The following is a 16,124-nucleotide window of genomic DNA, read 5'->3' on the forward strand; positions in this document are numbered from 1 at the left end:
GGGCAGCGACGCCAAGCAGAAGCAGGCGACCATCGATCGAGTCAAGCAGGTGATCGGCAAGGCGCTGGAAGAGGGCGTGCTCCGCAAGGAAGACGAGGAGAAGTACAAGAAGATCTTGCCCACGATCGGAGATCCCCCGGACGTGGCGAAGGCCAAGATGGACGGCTTGTGGGATGCGATCCAGAGGCGCCGGCAGACGCAGCTCGACGCGCTCTCTGATGCGGGCTACGACACCGCGCGCTTCCGCGAGCGAGCCCCGCGCGAGCGTACCGCCCCGACCTCGCCCGGCCAGCCGACGGGCGCCAGGAAGAATCCGTTCCGATGAGCCCCGACCTCGAGGCCGTCCTGCGCCGTAGCCCGCTGACGAACCAGCAGCGGGCGGAGCTGTGGGACGCCTTCGAGGGCTCGGCCGACCAGGACGAGCTGGCGGGCCGGCTGGAGGGGCTCCAGATCCCGAAGCAGGTCAAGGCCGACCTGTGGGACATGAAGGGCGCCGGTTCGGCCCCGGCTCCCGCCCCGGCCCCGAGCGCGGGCCAGCGCGTGGCCGGCGCTGTCGATCGCGTGCTCGACGCGAACGAGGACTTCGGCATCGGCATTGCCAAGGGGGTCGGCTCGTCCGTGGTCGAGGGGATCCAGGGCGTCAACGCGCTCCCGTTCGCGATCAACCGCGCGCTGGGGATGCAGGACCCGTTGGAGCCGATGCTGGAGCGGGCCCGGCCAATCGTGGAACCGAAGGGCGCGGTCCAGAACGTGGGATTCGGGGTTGAGAAGGCTGGCGAGCTGGCGGTCCCGATGGGCGGGGCTCCGGTGCGCGGGGCCGTGCGCGCGGCGAAGGCGGCGCCGGGCGCGGCTCGCGCGGTGGCGCGCGGCGTCGGGAAGGTGGCCGGTTCCGAGCTGGCGGCCGAGCTGGCCGGGATCGCGTTCCCGCGCGCGGCGCACGCGGCGAAGGTGAGCAAGTCGCTCCTGGCCCGGCTCAATCATGCGCTGGGACGGGGTGCACGCGAGGTGACGGAGCAGGCCGTGCCGAAGGTGTCCCAGGCCACGGCCGAGGCCATGGAGGCCGCGGTGCGGCGTGGGGCTGTCCCGCTGGGCCCGCGCCCGCTGCCGCCGACCGGCGTGATGCCGGCCCTCCCGGCCGAGGTGGGCCCGGCAGCGCCGCAGATCCCGCAGGCGTTCGCGGACGCCACGGCCGCCTCGGCCAAGGCGCGGAACCTGCCCATGGACGCCGCGGGCGAGCTGGCGCAGAAGGTGGCTTCGCTCAAGGCGAGCGGGCTCTCGCGTGGGCAGATCGCGGCGTCGGTGCGGGACATCTTCGGCAAGCAGTTCGAGGGCATGACGCCGTCGAGCGCGCGGAAGATGGTGGACATGATCCTTGGCCCGGCGGCGAAGCGCGCGCCGAAGGCCGCAGCGAGGTAGGAGAGCATGGCCGGCACGCCGATGCCTTACGTCCTCCAGCAGTGGTTCACGAACGCGGGCGCCCCGCTCAACGGGGGCCTGCTCTTCGTGTACCTGGCCGGCACGAGCACCAAGACGGACAGCTACACCACGGCGGCCCTGAGCACGCCGAATGCTAACCCCGTGGTCATGAACAGCGCGGGCCGGCCCACGTCGGGCGGGATCTTCCTTGCGCCGGGCGTGAACTACAAGTTCGTGATGGCGCTCTCGACCGACACGGACCCGCCCGCCTCACCGATCTGGACCGTGGACAACGTCCAGGCCGTGCCGGCGGCCGCGTCTGACGTGGACGTCGAGGTCACCTTCGGTACGACGGTGGCGGCCGAGGAGTGGGTGTACCTGAGCGCGGGCGACGGCGGCAACACCACGGGCCGCTGGTATCTCACCGACGCCGATCTCAGCTATGCGTCGGTGTCGGCTCCGATGCTGGGGATCGCGCTGACCGGCGGCGACGCTGGAGACACCGGCACCGTGCGCGTGGTGGGGCGCATGACCGGCTTGTCCGGGCTCGTGGCCGGAACGGTCTACTACCTCAGCGCGACCGCAGGTGCCGTCACGTCCACGGCGCCGACCTCGACCGGGAACGTGCGGCGCGTGCTCATGGCCGACGGGACCACTAGCGGCCTCATCCTGGATCAGTCGTGGGCGAGCGACGTGCAGACGTTCGCCGCGAGCGGGACCTACTACAAGCCGAACACCGCCACTTTCGTCCGGGTGGTGGCCTACGGTGCGGGCGGTGGCGGAGGCGGTGGTGCCGGTGGTGAGGCGGCCGGCCAGGTAGCCCAGGAAGGGGCCGGCGGCGGTGGCGGCGCCCGGGTCGAGCGTACCTTCCTGGCTTCGGACATCTCCGCATCGGTGGCCGTCACCATCGGGGCCGGTGGGGATGGCGGTGCGGGCGGGGCCGGTGGTTCGCCATCGAATGGCACTATCGGCTCGGCTGGTGGGAATACGACCTTCGGGGCTTACCTCACCGCATTCGGTGGTGGCGGTGGTGCGCCTGGACTGGCTACGCCTGCGGCGTCGGGTGGCGGCGGCGGCGGTGGTGGTGGCGCCGTCGGTGGCAATGGGGCCAGCGGAGTGAACACGGTGGGGGGTGGGCCTGGATCGGACAGCCTTGGCGGTGACGCCACGTCGGATAGCGGTGGTGGCGGGTCCGCAACCAGTTCCAACGGGGGTGGAGGCTTCAACGGCGGTGGTGGCGGCGGCGCAAATGAGAGTGCCGGAAACGTCACGATCGCCGGCGGGACGTCCCTGTTCGGTGGAGGTGGGGGCGGCGCTGGCGGTGGAGTTGCTGCCGCGAACACCAACACCAACGGCGGCGCTGGTGGCGATACCGGCGGAGACCTGACCTTCGGCGGGACTGGTGGCGGCGGAACTGGCGGAACCGGCGGCGCGGCGTTCAACACGAACCAGAACGGTGCTGCCGGAGACAGCACGAAGGGCGGCCAGGGCGGCGGCGGTGGTGGTGGGCGGCGAGACGGGACCACCGCCGCAGCGGGTGGTGCCGGTGGCGTGCCTGGCGGTGGTGGTGGCGGGGGTGGGGCTGGTCAGGCCAGCAGCACCGCCGGAGGCGCAGGCGGTGCTGGTGGCGCTGGTGCGTGCTACGTGTTCAGCTTCTAGCGGCTGTAGGCGATCGGGCGGGCCCGGCTGTACACCGTCAGGCTCGCTGCCTTCGCGAACGACGGCGCCGGGCACGCCGTGAAGCTGGCGTAACCACCGTTGAACCGCACGCACGTGGAGCCGTACAGCAGCACGGGCTCGGCCCATCCCTGCTGTCCGATCAGGCTGAACTCGTGGACGCCGTCCTCGATGGTGCCGGGCGTGAAGACGGCCCGGAAGCCGCTGGGGTAATCCTCGAAGTAGCTCACCGCGGCGGGCGCGCCCCACGTCGGCGGGATCGCGTCCGGGCACATGGTCGGGCTCAGGGCCGCGTTGTCGCTCTTGGCCCGGTACACGGCCGTCAGGCGCACGGAGCCGTCCGCGAGGTTCGCCAGGTTGAAGCTCAGGCTCTTGGCTCGGCAGTCGTGCGACTGCGCGTAGACCTGGGATCCCGCCAGCAAGACCAGCACGGCGACGGCGATTCGCTTCGTCATGACCTTCACTCCTCCTCGTGCGCGCGGAAGTACGTTCCGGCCGTCGCGGCCTGGCCGGGCTGACTCGAGACCACGAACACGGTGGCGTAGTACAGCCAGCCGGGCTCGGGCGCGACCCATTGCGTATGCCAGTAGTCCTCGTCCACGACAACCTCGGTCGTGGAGCCGTCCTTGCGGATCACCCGCCAGACCTGCTCTTCGAGGAGCGGATCGCATCCGGCGGGGGCAAACGGGGAGACCTCCCAGGTGAGGTACACGGTGCCGGGCTGCTCGGCGTCGGGCGAGGCCACGGCCACGACCGGGCACGTCCCGGCCTGGGCCAGCGACCCCGCCAGGAGCAGCGCCACGGCTACGGCACAGCTACGGAACTTCACGCGACCACCTCATGCGCCCGCAAGTGACTGAATCTCCGCTGGTGACCCGCCATGGACTCGAACCATGAACCCAGAGATTAAGAGGCTCAGCGACGGGCATGCACTGGCCTCCACATCCGACTATACGCGAGCGAATCCGCCGGTGTTCCGTGCGGTTTGGCACAGTCTGTATCGGTGTGCTACCGTGCCACTCCACAGCTACGGCACGGCTATGCGAGTCAAGATCGGCGCTCGGACGGTGGCGGCTCTGGAGTCGGGGCAAACCGTCTGGGATACGGAGATCACGGGCTTCCACGTCCGGCTCCAGCGTGCGAACGGCCGCGCGTCGTACCTGCTCCAGTACAGCCTGCTCGGACGCTTGCGGGTGCTTACGCTCGGGCGCGCAGGCAAGATCACGGTGCATCAGGCCCGGCTCCTCGCGCAGCAGAGGCTCGGGGAGCTGGCGTCCGGGCAAGACCCCGCCGCGGCCAGGGACCGGGCGAAGGGGGTGCCGACGGTCGAGGAGTTCAGCAAGCGCTACCTCGCGGAGGTGAGCGACACCAAGAAGCGGCCTGCCTCCGCAGCGAACGACCGTAGGTATCTTCGCACCTACGTCAATCCGGCCCTTGGGCGGGACCGGCTGGACGCGCTCGACGTGCCGCGCGTGGCCGGCTTCCATCACGGCATGCGGAAGACGCCGGCGACCGCCAACAGGTGCCTCGCGCTGCTCTCGCACATGCTCAGCACGGCCGAGCGGTGGCACCTACGGCCGCAGGGGAGCAACCCGTGCAAGCTCGTGGAGCGGTTCCGCGAGCGGCCGCGCGAGCGCTACCTGACCGGCGAGGAGCTGGCGACGGTCGGCGCCGCGCTGGCTGCGGCCGAGGCCGAGGCGCCGTACATGACCGCCGGGGTGCTGCTGCTGGCGTATACCGGCGCGCGCCCGTCCGAGGTGGCGGGCCTGCGCTGGTCGTGGCTCGACCTCGAGCGAGGGCGCGCGCAGCTCCCGGACAGCAAGACCGGGCGGCGGGTGCTGCGCCTGACCGGGCCCGCGCTGTCGGTGCTGCGGACCCTGCCGCGCCTGGCGCGCAACCCTTACGTCCTGCCCGGGCACAAGCGCGGGACGCACGTCCGGCCCGGGAGCCTCGGTCACTTCTGGCTGCGCGTCGCGCGCGGGGCCGGGTTGCGTGGCGTGCGGCTCTACGACCTGCGACACACGTTCGCGAGCGTCGGAGCGACCTCGGGCAAGGGCCTGCCCACGATAGGCGGGATCCTGGGACACCGCCGGGCGGAGACCACGGAACGCTACGTGCACCTGGCCGCGGATCCGCTCGCGGCGGCCGCCGATGAGATCGGGCGGGAGATCGCGGCGGCTATGCGCGGCGGGGCCGGAACAGGTGCCGGTACGTCTGGCGAGCCAGAAGGGCCGCGCGCCGCTCGGCGCCGCCCGCGGTCGCGAACGTCTCCTCGACGTGCCGCCACTCGTCGGCCTCGGAGTGCCGATAGCTGAGGCGCCAGCGGTCCGCGAGCTGGACGGCGCGGTACAGCGGGTGCTCGTGGCCGGGGATCCGGAACAGGATCACGGCCGGCGAGATGTCGGTGCGCGTCAGGCGGGACAACGCCGGCCCGCAGGAGATTGCCCGGGATCTAGGTGGGTCGCCCTTAGCCCTGGCACGCAAGCGGGCCGGCGAGGCGCAGGATAACACGGCTGGCGCGCAAGCGTGTTGCCGGTTGCCAACAAATGTGATATAAATGTGCCGAAGTATCCAAAACGCGCCAGGCCACAATGGCCGTCCCTCCGGCCGCAATCCTTGGGGGCCTTGAATGCAATGCGGACTCTCCGCCGCCGTACAGTCGCGTAGGCTGGCCTCGTGACAGCGGAGGCCCTGCGGGACGCGCTACTGAAGATCGCGGACGCGCAGCGCAAGCTAGCGTGGCTCGTGGCCGACATCGCTACTTCTTCAGGCCGGCCAGCTCGCGCGCGGCGCGCAGGTCGTCCTCGATCGACTCCAGCCGCTTCGCCAGCCGTAGCGCTTCGTGCGAGGGCAGCGCGGCGGGGGCGAGGGCGGGCGTGACGCCAGCGTGTCCGTGCGGATCGCTGACCAGGCCGAGCAGGTAATCGACCGAGACCCCTGTAATTTGATGGATACGGACGAGCTCGTCCATCTTGGCCTCGGTGATGCCGTTTACCCACCGCGAGATCGCCCCCTCCGTGCGACCCATCCGGGCCGCAAAGGCCCGCTGAGACAGTCCCGTCCGGCGTAGAGCCTCACGGAGCCTGACCGCAAACACTTGAGAGCCTAGCGGTTGCGTAATCTCTCCAAATCTTAACAAGTAGTACCATTTTCCGCTTGACTGCGGGTCTAGTCGGGCCTATATTGCTTGCATGCGAAGCAAGTCGGCCCTCAACGGTTCCGCTCCCTCCCCCGTCGCGGTCCTGGACCGCGAGAACGGGGCGGCGGAAGATACCCGGAACGCAACGGGCGTTGTCCAGCCTCCGAACACTTCCGCCGACTGTCACACGTACCTGACGACTGTCGAGGCCGCGTCGTACCTGCGGCTCCGGCCTCGGACTCTCCAGCTCTGGCGCATGCAGGGCAAGGGTCCGGACTACCGCAAGCACGGGAAGCTCCGGGTTTACACGGTCGCAGACCTCGACCGCTGGGCCGACGCTCAGCGGGTGGCCGTTCACGCCGAGAAGTAGGGGGGAAACGCAATGACCAGCGTCGCCGTGACGAATCCGCTCCGTGGGATCTGCGCGCACTGCGGGTACACGTACCGCGGCGGCGCCGAGCCGGCCTCTCACGGGATCTGCAAGTTCTGCCTGCCGATCATCAAGGAGTTAGGCATGACCGGCGCGGCGATCGAGGCGTGCCGACGCCACGCCGAGACCCAGGTGGGCCGGCTGGAGCGCCAGATCATGGAGGGCCTGGCGCTGCGGCCGGCCCGGAAGGATCTGACCGAGGCCGAGGTGTTCGCGGGCCTGATGGAGCAGGGCCAGTGAGCGCCTCCCACGTCGGTTGGGAGCACGTGGCTCTGGAGCAGCGGCAGGCGCGCATCGTGCGCGTCATGGAGGTTGCCGCCTCGGGTCTGACGGAACGCGCGGCGGATCTGCGCGGCGCCGAGCCGGACGATCGCGAAGAGATCCGGATCAAGGTCGAGTCCGCGATCGAGGAGCTGCGGCTGGTGATCCAGGAGCTACGCGACGCTGCCGATCTGCGCTCGGCCACGTCCGAGGTGCGCGCGTTCCTGCGCGGAGGTGTGCGGTGAGAAAGACCGACGCGGTGCTGCTGGCGTGCGTGCCGTGGACGGCCCTGGCGGCTCTCGGCTGGGCGGTGCTGACTCGTCCCGCCCCGGTGACCGCCAGGGCGCAGCAGGTCAAGGTGGTGACGCTCACGACGGCGCAGGCCGACGAGCTGGCGCAGCTCCAAAGCTACATCTCTGGCTTCGGGCACTACCTGGCCGCAAAGAACGGCGACCCGCAGAAAGGCATCAGGCCCAGCGTGTCCCGGGCGACGGCCATCGCCGGGATCATCGGCACCTCCTGCCGTTACCGCTCGCTCCTGACGGCCGCGACCCTGGAGACGGACGGCCTCCTCGCCATCGAGCGGAACGACGTGACCACGGAGGACATGGAAGACACCGCGTTCGAGGCGGCCCGGTGCATCGAGCGCCGCCGGCTGCGGGCGGGCCTGTGAGCGTGCTCGTCAAGCTCGCGATCGTGGCCGCCGCCGGGACCGCGGTGTACTGGCTCGCACGCCTGATGCACCGCGGCGAGGACCGTGTGTCGGCCTCGACCCTGCGCGGCCTGGACAGGACACACGAGGCCGAGGAGCCGCGGCGGTGGCTGCGCGGCAGGACGGTGTCGGAGCGCGGGCCGGTCCGGCGTGACCGGTACTCGCGGGCGATCCATTGAGCGGGCGCTGGCAGTGCCCTTCATGTCGGCAGTGGCGGCGCGGTCCCGTGTGCGGGACGTGTCGCGTACCAAGGCCGCGGTAAGCGGCAGAAAGGCAGAGGCGTAATGAAGATCGGAAGTGCGTTCCCGAGCAACTACCTGAAGCACGAGGACCTGGGCGGCCGCAACGTGCTCGTGACGATCGAGAGCGTGCGCGTCGAGGAGATCCGCGGCGAGGGCGGGAAGGAAAACAAGCCCGTCCTGTACTTCGTCGGCAAGGAAAAGGGTCTGGTCCTGAACAAGACCAACGCGGAGACCCTCACGGAGATCCTCGGCACGGACGAAACCGACGACTGGCACGGCTGTCAGGTGGTGCTGTACCACGACCGCAACGTGAGCTTCGGCGGGAAGCGCGTGGGCGGCATCCGGATCGCGCCGGCACCGAAGCCGGCCAACGGCAAGCGGCCGCAGGCTCCGCCGCCGCCCGTGACGGAGGACGTCCCCCCGGCCGAGTTCCAGGCCACCGACGACGACATCCTTTTCTAGGCGCCCGGCCATGAAGATCGGGCGTTACTTCGACGCAGCGCCGGGGCCCAGGCCGGCCCCGGCCGTTCCCCGCACCCGTCCGCAGTCACCCGAGACCCTGCGCGAGTTCGGGCCTCGGTCGGAGACGGCGGTGGACCTGCTGGACCCGACGACGTACCGCATGGTCGAGGCCCTCGCGGCAGACGTGCGGGAGATCGCGCGGCGCGCTACGGGCCAGCCCCTCAAGTCTGCCGAGGAGGCGCACCAGCTCACGGAGCTGCTGGCCCGCGCGGCCTCGGCCGGCAAAGACCTGGACCGCTACCGGCGCCAGGCAGTGGACCCGCTCAACGCGCAGGTGAAGACGATCAACGCCACGTTCAAGCCCCTGACGACGGCGATCGAGAACATCCAGGAGCGGGGCAAGCGCTCGCTCGAAGCCTGGTTGCAGCAGGAGCGGGCCCGGGTCGAGCGGGAGCGGCGCGAGGCGGAGCGGCTGGCCGAGGAGGCCGCCGCGCGCGAGGGCCAGGCCCTGCTCGAGGCCGACGCCGCGCAGACGCCGGAGCAGCGCCAGGACGCACTGGCCCGGGCCGAGGCCGCGAGCGCGGACCAAGCGGCCGCCGTCGTGGCGGCTCCGCTCCCGGCCCCGCGCGTGCTCAAGGGCGAGTACGGCACCGCGGGCCTGCGGAAGCGCTGGACCTTCGAAGTCGTGAAGCCGGAGGACGTGCCGCGGCAGTACCTGACGGTGGACGAGAAGGCGATCCGTGCGGCTGTCGCGGGCGGTGTGCGGCAGATCCCGGGCGTGTCCATCACCGAAACCGAAGAGATCGCCGTCCGGGCGGGAGGGTAACGGACATGGCCTTGCGGTTCCGTCGGTCCAATCTCAAGTACGGCGAGGACGCGCCGTCGAGCTACCAGTGCATGCGTATCCGGATGCGCGCGGAGCGGCTGGTGCTGGCGGCTCGCAAGCTCCAGACGGAGGCTCAGCGGCAGCGCAGCGAGCGCGACTCGCTCACCTGGGAAGAGCACCTGTCGAGGGCGTTATGAAGACTGCCAAGACGTATCGCCATCAGATGCTCAGTGAGCTGCCGAAGCCGGCAAAGCTGGATCCGGTGCTGGCCGAGCCGTTGCCGGAGCCGGCCGCCGTGGTGTGGGAAGACCCGCCGCCGGCAAAGGGGCTGGGCCGCGGGAGGTCGAAGTATCCGGCGTTGTTTGCGTTGCTGCGGCAGCATCAGGGGCGCTGGGCGCTGCTCTACACCATCGGCGGCAAGACCAACAACGGCAGCATGGGCACCTACCTCCGGAAGATTGCTCTCGCGGCCGGCGGCGGCTTCGAGATCGTCCAGCGCGGGCTCAAGGTCTACGGCCGCTACGTCGGCACCAAGGCGGAGTAGGGGCCTGTGATCGTGATGATGCGAGGGGGCGCGGTGTCTGGCGTACCCCTCGCCGTGACCGGCAGTCAGCAGAAGCCCGCGGAGCGGTTCCCCTCGCGTGAGCGGCCCCGCCCCGCTCGCGTCACCGTTCCGCGGGCTTTTCCTGGCGGCCGTTCAGATCACCCGCGCGTGCAGGAGGGTACGTCCGGGTGCAGCCGCTACCACGAGCGCCGGTACGCCCAAGGGCCGGCGAGACACCGCGCAGGACGGCCGCCAGGAACCTCTAGAGAGCCGGCGTCGGATCCACGCTGGAAGGCGATGGGGTGGGGCTCATTCCCCCTACATGACGCGCACGCCAGGGGCGTAGGAGCAGGAGAGCGCCCCTATCCCGGTGGCCGCGTTGCCTGACGCCGGCTCTCTAGAGGTGCGGTGAATGGCTGAGACATCGATTGCGTGGACGCACTACACGTTCAATCCCTGGTGGGGCTGCACGCGCGTTTCGCCGGGCTGCGAGCACTGCTACGCGGAGGCTTTCTCCCACCGCATGGGGCACGAGATATGGGGGCCGACTGCCGACCGCCGCTTCTTCGGTGACACCCACTGGAACGAGCCGCTGAAGTGGCACCGCAAGCGCCAGCAGGGCGGACCCAAGCATCTCGTCTTCTGCGCGTCAATGGCCGACGTGTTCGAGGATCGGCGCGACCTCGACGCACCACGCGAGCGGCTCTGGTCCCTGATCGAGTCCACTCCGCTGTTGACCTGGCAGCTCCTCACCAAGCGGCCGGAGAACGCGCTCCGGCTCAGTCCGTGGGGCCAGGACAGGGGGCGCCAGTGGCCCGTCAACGTGTGGCTGGGATTCACGGCAGAGAGCCAGGAGTGGCTTGACAGGCGTTGGCCGGCCGCGCGCGCCGCGGCGTCCTGGGTGTCGCAGTTCTTCATCTCTGCCGAGCCGCTGGTCGGACCCATAACGCTCGGCCGTCGCGCCGCCTCCGTGAATTGGGTAATCACTGGCGCCGAGAGCGGGCACGGTGCCCGTCCTATGTCGCTCGATTGGGTCCGCTCGCTGCGCGACGAGTGCCAAGCCAACGGCATCGCCTTCTTCCACAAGCAGGAGATACGCGCCGGACGGAAGGTCGAGACTCCAGAGCTGGATGGCCGGCGATGGACGGAATTTCCGGAGTGAGGTGAGCATGAAAGACCTGGACATCCGTTTGCTGGACCGCCAGGCCGCGCGTGAGTCCGTGATCAGGACGATCGAGGGCCTTGCGCGGGAGGCCCGCCGGGTAGTGAAGATTCATCCGTGTGGCACCGGATCGGCCTACCGCCGCGAGCGTGCGCGATTGTTCCGGGCGGCCCTGCGCGCCGTCATGGGCGCGTAGATGGCCTCGCCCGGCCCCTACCCCGACCGTGCCGACGATCGCGCCCCGGCGACGCGTTCCCACGCGTGCACGGGCCAATCCTGCGAAGCCCCCGGCTGCCGGAATCCGCTCCGGCCCGCCCAGGTCGCGAAGGGCGGCCGGTACTGTTCCCCGAAGTGCCGCCGCGCCGGCTGGGAAGCGCAGCACCCGCGGGCTAACCGGCCTCGGCCCGGCGTGGGCGAGGGCCGGGCGGTCGATCGCGTGCTCGGGATCATGGCCGACGGCAAGTGGCGCACCGTGCCAGAGCTGGCGGTCCTGGCCGGCTGCACCGAGGCCGGCGCCTCGGCCCGCCTGCGTGACCTGCGCAAGCCCAAGTTCGGCCGGTTCACCGTGGAGCGGCGCCCGATCGCTCCCGTGTGGACGCCGAGGCTGTACGAGTACCGCGTGATTCTCAGGGGGTGATGGGTGGCCGGGCACTTCGTCAAGCTCTACGGTTCGATCCTGAATAGCAGCGTCTGGTGTTCCACGCCGGAGGTCAAGCTGGTGTGGATCACCATGTTGCTACTCGGGGACGGCGACGGAAACGTCTACGGTGCTGTCCCGGGCATCGCTCGTCAGGCCGGCGTGCCAGTCGAGGCGTGTCGGGAAGCGATCAAGTACCTGAGCGGCCCCGACCCGGACTCGCGCACGCCCGACCACGAGGGCCGCCGGATCCTGCCGATAGACGGCGGCTGGAAGATCGTCAACTCCAGGAAATACCGCGAGATGCGAACTGAAAGGCAGCGGCAGTCGGCCGACCGTGCGCAGCGATACCGGGAGAGAAAGGCGGCCGGCCAGACTCGGCGTCCGCGTGACGCGTCACGCAAATCACGCGCAGAGGTAGAGGTAGAGACAGACACTACGGATATTCCTCCGGAAGGGGCGGCTACCGCCGCACCCGCCGCGAAGAAACCGAGAGCGCCGTCAGTCCAGGCGGAAGCCGTGCAGGACTACGAGCAGCGTTTCGGCGCCGGCTCTGCCCCGGGCGGGCGGATCGCGGGCGTCATGACCCGGCTGGTGGAGCACCAGGCCGCGGCGCGTTCCGAGGAGCCGTACCCCTGCTGGTCGGGCTGGGTGCGGCCGGCGTGGCGGCGCTACCTCGCGGAGACCACGCATCCGGCGCCGAACGTGAACGACTTCGCGCAGCATTTCGCGGACTGGGCGGGCGTGACGGCCTTGGCGCGAGCGCCGGCGCGCGGCGGCGGTGGGGCCGAGGCGCGATCCGATGCGGCCGTGGCGCGGTTCATTCAGCGCGGGAGGTGAGAGGGTGACATGTCACTTTGTCGAAGGCGCAGTGCTGTGCACTGGCACTGGCGGATGGCGCGTGAGCCCCGCTTTGGAGTGCGGGTGGTGCCTGGAAAAGCGTCGCTGCATCGAGACGCCCATCTTCAGCGGCTACTGCGGATACGACGTGATCTGCGGCACCTGCGGCTCGGAGTGGAACACCGACGATGGACGGTTCCGCAAGATCGACAACGACGAGCGCGACGCCAACATTGCGCGCGTAGCCGCGATGCCGGATCCGAAGTGCTGGGAATGCCACGATACCGGCGACACCGGCGAGCCGATGGACGAACCAGGTACTCACCCGTGCAAGTGCGGAGCGGGCCGGTGATCGTCCAGCTCTCGACGGGCCGCGAGCGTGTCGGCCGCGAGGTGTTCGGGGTGGGCCTCCGGGCCATCGCGGCGGCGTACTGGCGCGAGCTGTCTGACGCGACGCTGGAGACGTTCTACGCCGTGCTGGGCGGGGCCATGACCGACCTGGAGTGGCACCGGTTGGTCGAGGAGGCGATCGGGCCCGGCTCGAGGGATCGGACGTTCCCGCCGACGCCGGGCGAGCTGCTGGCGATTCTGGACGCGCAGCGGCAGGCCGAGCGGCCGGGCGTGGATCTGCTGGAAGAGGCCGAGGCCGACGAGCTGGCGCTGCGGGTGGCCCGGGAGCGTGCGTGACCGGCTGGTACTACATGCGAGGGCTGTTCTGGTTCCGGCTGTTCGGATGGGGCCTCCGAGTGGCCGATCGCAGGATTCATCCGGCGCTGTTCTCGGAGCGGACTGGCCGGATATGGGTCCTGAGGGTTGGTCCGTGGAGCATCGCCGGCCTGAGGCCCTGGTCGTCGCGTGACTGACCACGGCGCAACGTTCACGGCCGACGTGACAGCGGACGGCAAGCTGCGGCCGCTGAACCGAGCCGGCTGGGACGTGGTGTTGAACGGCTGGGCGGGCAAGCGCGTAACGGTCCAGATTGAGCCGGAGCGCAGGACCCGGACGAATCCCCAGCTCCGCCGGTATTTCGGCTGCATCGTGCCGGTGGTGCGCGAGCTGCTGAGCCAGGGCCGGGTGGTACCGCTGAGCAAGCTCCAGGTGCACCGGTTGCTGTGCGGCGCCTTCCTCGGGCACGAGTCCACGCCGATCGGTGACGTGCCGATCGAGAGCAAGACGCTAGACCCGGGCCAGTTCGCCGCGTTCTGCGACCAGGTCGAGGCGCACTTTCGGGTGGAGTTCGGGGCCGAGTTCCCGTTGGAGGCCGAGTGACCTGGATCTCTCGGCGAGTCCCGCTGAAGCGCAGCTCGAAGCCGATCGCGCGGCGCGCGCGGCCCCGAAGCCGGATTCCGAAGGCGCTGGGCACTCACCGCGAGCGGGTGAAGTACGCGAACGACCTGTGGCGGCGGCTGATCTACGCGAAGGAGCCGAGCGGGATCTGCCCGCGGTGCCGCGCGCGGAAGTGGCACGACGCCGCGCACTGCTTCGCGAAAGGCCCGTATCCGGCGCTGCGCTTCGAGCTGGAGAACGGCGCGCCGCTTTGCCGCCCGTGCCATACGCGCGTGGACTCGGACCACCACGCCAAGGTCGAGTTCTTTACGCGCTACATCGGGGCCGTCGAGTACGAGCGGCTGCGGCTGCGGGCGCTGTCTCGGGCCAAGTCCGACCTGGCGTTGACGATCCTGTACCTGGAGCGTGCGTCACGTTCGGGGGCGGCGGTAGTATCTCGCCCGGTGGGGCCGACCTGAAGCGTGACGCTTGACAAACGATAGGCACTCTGCTATATTGGTCGCATGACACCAAAGACCAAGCGGGGAACGTGCCGGTGCTGCGGCGGGGTCGTGGTGCTGGTGGATGGCGCGTGGGTGCGCGACGCGAGAATGGCGCGCGGGATCAAGCTGGCGCACGTGGCTAGCCGCCTGGGCGTTTCGAGCTCTTACGTGTCGCAACTCGAGGCCGGGCTGCGGCCGTTCTCGCTCAAGCTGTGGACCCGTTACCGCAAGGCGCTGGAGGGGTGACCATGCTAACCGGGCGGATCGAACACGACTCCAGCGGCCTGAGGATCATGACCACGGACATGGACTGGAACGAGCCCCGCATCGTGACGACGATTTGGCGTGTGGTCGTGATCGATGGCCCGGCGCCGCAGGACGGGACACTGGCGGTTCTTCGTCCGACTGGCGTGTGGGACTGCGGTAGCGCTCAGTGCAGCGTGGCTCAGCAGGCCGAGTCGATCGAGTTGACGCCGATCAAGCCGCCTCGCGGGAAGCGTGGGCGAGTCGAGTGGCGCGACGGGGAGTGGAAGCCGAAGCGCAAGGCTCTGGAGGGGTGATGTCGAATCAGGGGCGGATGGACGCGGAGGCAGACGCGGCGCAGCTCAGAATCGCGTGGCGTGACACCTGGGGCACCGAAGGGCGCATCTTCGATGCCACTTACGCGATGGATTGGCCGCAGGGGCCGGACTGCCGAGCCGCAAAGCACCACGCAACCATCAGCGCGCGGGCCGTGTTCATCGCCGTCCCCGGCCTGCGAGACGACGAGCCGGGGGAGCGCGAGGGGGAGTGAGCATGCCTGAAACAGAACTGCGGTGCGTTGACTGCGGGGCCGAGAAAGACTCCGAGGGGTGGTGCCCGAATTATTGCATGACCGGCGAGTGCGGCTGCTGGTATCACGCCGAGGAAGGCATACCGTGTCCGCACGATCTCGCCAAGGCGAAGCCGGAGCGCGAGGGCAGGGAGGGGTGATGGCGAAGGAGACGGCGTTCGCGGTGCTGAAGGACGTAGACGAGGTTGTCCGCACCTATCACGAGAGCATGGACTGTACGTTCTGCCCAGCCGACCCAATCGCCAACTGTCCTCTGATCGAGAGAATCGAAGCAGTGCTGACCAAGGCCGAGGCCCGCTGATGCCTCGCGCCGAGAAGTCCGAGTCCGAACGTCGGCTGGTGTTCTGTTACTGGCTGTGGCAGCCGCTCGGAGACTGCCGGGAGCATCAGAGGAACGAGTGCTTCTTCCTGCCGGCGACGGTCGTGCGGAGGTACTGGCGCGCGCGAGACGGCGCCGACGACCTCGAACGGTGTGACGTGGTGTTCGACGCCTTCCCCGACTACGTCTCGAAGGGGCACTTCTACACCAACACGCTGGAGGGGCGGTGATGTCCGATCTGCGGGAGAGGGCGGAGAGATGGTATCGGCAGCGTTACGGTTACGCGCCCGAAGTGGACCTGTCTGGCAGCCAGGACGTAGACGAATTCGTCACCTTCGCCTCCGAGCTGCTGCGCGAGCGCGACGCGGAGATCGCCCGGCTCAAGGGGGAGGTGGAGAAGCGCGACGCCGAGATCGAGCAGTCGGACGTGCGCTACCTCCATCTCCGTCGCCAGGTGGAGGCGGGGCGGGCCTATCGTGATGACCACACGCGCCACTGCCTGGTCGGGACTGGCCCGGGCGGTGAGGTGATCGATGAGCGCTGCGCCGATTGTCGCGCCTGGGACGCGGCCGAGAAGGGGGAGGGACGCTGATGCTGCCGAAGGGACCGTGGGGATACGAGAGATCGATCAGCGGCGACTACTGCGTCGGCTGTCTGACTGGATACCACGGAGGACCCAAGCACAGCCGGGGCTGCCTCACGGCCGTGGTCGAATCCGTCTTCACGGAGGTGGTGGGGGCGCTGCAAGGCGAGCTATCGCCGGGGCGGTCAGACTGCAACGACCGCAAGTGCGGAGCATGCTCGCGGTGTCGGTCCTTGGCCGCCCTCGCCTCGGTCGAGAAGCTGAAGGAGGGGC

30 protein-coding genes are annotated in these 16,124 nt (G+C 69.7%); 27 read left to right on the forward strand and 3 right to left on the reverse strand.

What is annotated here, in order from left to right; genetic code table 11:
- From VFZ20_RS12540 to VFZ20_RS12550, 3 genes are all read left to right on the forward strand, one after another.
- The coding region (locus VFZ20_RS12540; RefSeq protein ID WP_329684227.1) for a hypothetical protein at positions 1-325 on the forward strand (325 nt) is incomplete at its 5' end.
- Positions 322-1,416: a hypothetical protein gene (locus VFZ20_RS12545; RefSeq protein WP_329684228.1), complete on the forward strand. Its 1,095-nt coding sequence runs from the start codon at positions 322-324 to the stop codon at positions 1,414-1,416. The genes VFZ20_RS12540 and VFZ20_RS12545, both read left to right, overlap by 4 nt.
- Positions 1,417-1,422: 6 nt before the next feature.
- Entirely contained in the window at positions 1,423-3,075 is a 1,653-nt protein-coding gene (locus tag VFZ20_RS12550) for a hypothetical protein (RefSeq protein WP_329684229.1), read from the forward strand.
- Here the strand turns inward: VFZ20_RS12550 and VFZ20_RS12555 are convergent.
- Positions 3,072-3,548, reverse strand: a complete 477-nt coding sequence (locus tag VFZ20_RS12555) for a hypothetical protein (RefSeq protein ID WP_329684230.1) — start codon at positions 3,546-3,548, stop codon at positions 3,072-3,074. The genes VFZ20_RS12550 and VFZ20_RS12555 overlap by 4 nt on opposite strands.
- Before the next feature lie 5 nt (positions 3,549-3,553).
- On the reverse strand, positions 3,554-3,922 hold the full coding sequence (locus tag VFZ20_RS12560; protein WP_329684231.1) for a hypothetical protein: 369 nt from the start codon (positions 3,920-3,922) through the stop codon (positions 3,554-3,556).
- 211 nt (positions 3,923-4,133) lie between these two features.
- Here VFZ20_RS12560 and VFZ20_RS12565 point away from each other — a divergent pair, with 211 nt between their 5' ends.
- Positions 4,134-5,408 carry a tyrosine-type recombinase/integrase gene (locus tag VFZ20_RS12565; RefSeq protein WP_329684232.1) on the forward strand — a complete coding sequence of 425 codons (1,275 nt, stop codon included), beginning with the start codon at positions 4,134-4,136 and terminating at the stop codon, positions 5,406-5,408.
- Positions 5,409-5,851: 443 nt separating this feature from the next.
- On the opposite strand, the gene VFZ20_RS12570 is transcribed toward VFZ20_RS12565, so the two are convergent.
- The gene (locus VFZ20_RS12570) at positions 5,852-6,190 is read right to left on the reverse strand and encodes a helix-turn-helix transcriptional regulator (RefSeq protein ID WP_329684233.1); all 339 of its coding nucleotides are present in this window, start codon (positions 6,188-6,190) and stop codon (positions 5,852-5,854) included.
- A 94-nt stretch (positions 6,191-6,284) separates the two neighbouring features.
- Between VFZ20_RS12570 and VFZ20_RS32930 the strand changes: the two genes are divergently transcribed.
- The 23 genes from VFZ20_RS32930 to VFZ20_RS12680 all read left to right on the forward strand — a co-directional run bounded on the left by VFZ20_RS32930 (position 6,285) and on the right by VFZ20_RS12680 (position 15,860).
- Positions 6,285-6,602 carry a helix-turn-helix domain-containing protein gene (locus VFZ20_RS32930; protein ID WP_414682937.1) on the forward strand — a complete coding sequence of 106 codons (318 nt, stop codon included), beginning with the start codon at positions 6,285-6,287 and terminating at the stop codon, positions 6,600-6,602.
- A 12-nt stretch (positions 6,603-6,614) separates the two neighbouring features.
- Positions 6,615-6,902 carry a hypothetical protein gene (locus tag VFZ20_RS12575; RefSeq protein WP_329684234.1) on the forward strand — a complete coding sequence of 96 codons (288 nt, stop codon included), beginning with the start codon at positions 6,615-6,617 and terminating at the stop codon, positions 6,900-6,902.
- A 26-nt stretch (positions 6,903-6,928) separates the two neighbouring features.
- Positions 6,929-7,168: a hypothetical protein gene (locus VFZ20_RS12580; RefSeq protein ID WP_329684235.1), complete on the forward strand. Its 240-nt coding sequence runs from the start codon at positions 6,929-6,931 to the stop codon at positions 7,166-7,168.
- Positions 7,165-7,596 carry a hypothetical protein gene (locus tag VFZ20_RS12585; protein ID WP_329684236.1) on the forward strand — a complete coding sequence of 144 codons (432 nt, stop codon included), beginning with the start codon at positions 7,165-7,167 and terminating at the stop codon, positions 7,594-7,596. Before VFZ20_RS12580 ends, VFZ20_RS12585 begins: the two co-directional genes overlap by 4 nt.
- The gene (locus VFZ20_RS12590; protein ID WP_329684237.1) at positions 7,593-7,814 is read left to right on the forward strand and encodes a hypothetical protein; all 222 of its coding nucleotides are present in this window, start codon (positions 7,593-7,595) and stop codon (positions 7,812-7,814) included. The genes VFZ20_RS12585 and VFZ20_RS12590 overlap by 4 nt, the downstream gene beginning before the upstream one ends.
- Before the next feature lie 105 nt (positions 7,815-7,919).
- Positions 7,920-8,339, forward strand: coding sequence for a hypothetical protein (locus VFZ20_RS12595; protein WP_329684238.1), 420 nt, complete (start codon positions 7,920-7,922; stop codon positions 8,337-8,339).
- 10 nt (positions 8,340-8,349) lie between these two features.
- Positions 8,350-9,165, forward strand: coding sequence for a hypothetical protein (locus tag VFZ20_RS12600; RefSeq protein WP_329684239.1), 816 nt, complete (start codon positions 8,350-8,352; stop codon positions 9,163-9,165).
- Positions 9,166-9,176: 11 nt separating this feature from the next.
- A complete protein-coding gene (locus VFZ20_RS12605; protein WP_329684240.1) occupies positions 9,177-9,362 on the forward strand; it encodes a hypothetical protein in 186 nt (61 codons plus the stop codon).
- Positions 9,359-9,709 (forward strand): hypothetical protein, encoded by a 351-nt coding sequence (locus VFZ20_RS12610; RefSeq protein ID WP_329684241.1) that lies wholly within the window; start codon positions 9,359-9,361, stop codon positions 9,707-9,709. The genes VFZ20_RS12605 and VFZ20_RS12610 overlap by 4 nt, the downstream gene beginning before the upstream one ends.
- 412 nt (positions 9,710-10,121) lie before the next feature.
- Positions 10,122-10,871, forward strand: a complete 750-nt coding sequence (locus VFZ20_RS12615) for a DUF5131 family protein (protein ID WP_329684242.1) — start codon at positions 10,122-10,124, stop codon at positions 10,869-10,871.
- A 7-nt stretch (positions 10,872-10,878) separates the two neighbouring features.
- Positions 10,879-11,067, forward strand: coding sequence for a hypothetical protein (locus VFZ20_RS12620; protein WP_329684243.1), 189 nt, complete (start codon positions 10,879-10,881; stop codon positions 11,065-11,067).
- A 252-nt stretch (positions 11,068-11,319) separates the two neighbouring features.
- Positions 11,320-11,508 carry a hypothetical protein gene (locus VFZ20_RS12625; RefSeq protein WP_329684244.1) on the forward strand — a complete coding sequence of 63 codons (189 nt, stop codon included), beginning with the start codon at positions 11,320-11,322 and terminating at the stop codon, positions 11,506-11,508.
- Between the two features lie 3 nt (positions 11,509-11,511).
- Complete coding sequence (locus VFZ20_RS12630; protein WP_329684245.1) at positions 11,512-12,348, forward strand: hypothetical protein; 837 nt, start codon at positions 11,512-11,514, stop codon at positions 12,346-12,348.
- A 61-nt stretch (positions 12,349-12,409) separates the two neighbouring features.
- On the forward strand, positions 12,410-12,700 hold the full coding sequence (locus VFZ20_RS12635; RefSeq protein WP_329684246.1) for a hypothetical protein: 291 nt from the start codon (positions 12,410-12,412) through the stop codon (positions 12,698-12,700).
- The gene (locus tag VFZ20_RS12640; RefSeq protein ID WP_329684247.1) at positions 12,676-13,035 is read left to right on the forward strand and encodes a hypothetical protein; all 360 of its coding nucleotides are present in this window, start codon (positions 12,676-12,678) and stop codon (positions 13,033-13,035) included. The genes VFZ20_RS12635 and VFZ20_RS12640 overlap by 25 nt, the downstream gene beginning before the upstream one ends.
- A gap of 168 nt (positions 13,036-13,203) precedes the next feature.
- The gene (locus tag VFZ20_RS12645) at positions 13,204-13,617 is read left to right on the forward strand and encodes a hypothetical protein (RefSeq protein WP_329684248.1); all 414 of its coding nucleotides are present in this window, start codon (positions 13,204-13,206) and stop codon (positions 13,615-13,617) included.
- A complete protein-coding gene (locus VFZ20_RS12650) occupies positions 13,614-14,093 on the forward strand; it encodes a hypothetical protein (protein ID WP_329684249.1) in 480 nt (159 codons plus the stop codon). The genes VFZ20_RS12645 and VFZ20_RS12650 overlap by 4 nt, the downstream gene beginning before the upstream one ends.
- 45 nt (positions 14,094-14,138) lie before the next feature.
- The gene (locus VFZ20_RS12655; protein ID WP_329684250.1) at positions 14,139-14,363 is read left to right on the forward strand and encodes a helix-turn-helix transcriptional regulator; all 225 of its coding nucleotides are present in this window, start codon (positions 14,139-14,141) and stop codon (positions 14,361-14,363) included.
- The gene (locus VFZ20_RS12660; protein ID WP_329684251.1) at positions 14,360-14,677 is read left to right on the forward strand and encodes a hypothetical protein; all 318 of its coding nucleotides are present in this window, start codon (positions 14,360-14,362) and stop codon (positions 14,675-14,677) included. The genes VFZ20_RS12655 and VFZ20_RS12660 overlap by 4 nt, the downstream gene beginning before the upstream one ends.
- Complete coding sequence (locus VFZ20_RS12665) at positions 14,677-14,910, forward strand: hypothetical protein (RefSeq protein ID WP_329684252.1); 234 nt, start codon at positions 14,677-14,679, stop codon at positions 14,908-14,910. The genes VFZ20_RS12660 and VFZ20_RS12665 overlap by 1 nt, the downstream gene beginning before the upstream one ends.
- 178 nt (positions 14,911-15,088) lie before the next feature.
- Positions 15,089-15,250 (forward strand): hypothetical protein, encoded by a 162-nt coding sequence (locus VFZ20_RS12670; RefSeq protein ID WP_329684253.1) that lies wholly within the window; start codon positions 15,089-15,091, stop codon positions 15,248-15,250.
- Positions 15,250-15,498 (forward strand): hypothetical protein, encoded by a 249-nt coding sequence (locus tag VFZ20_RS12675; RefSeq protein WP_329684254.1) that lies wholly within the window; start codon positions 15,250-15,252, stop codon positions 15,496-15,498. Before VFZ20_RS12670 ends, VFZ20_RS12675 begins: the two co-directional genes overlap by 1 nt.
- Positions 15,498-15,860 (forward strand): hypothetical protein, encoded by a 363-nt coding sequence (locus tag VFZ20_RS12680; RefSeq protein WP_329684255.1) that lies wholly within the window; start codon positions 15,498-15,500, stop codon positions 15,858-15,860. The genes VFZ20_RS12675 and VFZ20_RS12680 overlap by 1 nt, the downstream gene beginning before the upstream one ends.
- Positions 15,861-16,124 lie beyond the last annotated feature (264 nt).

Origin of the sequence: Longimicrobium sp. (assembly GCF_036280135.1) — a bacterium.
GTDB lineage: Bacteria > Gemmatimonadota > Gemmatimonadetes > Longimicrobiales > Longimicrobiaceae > Longimicrobium.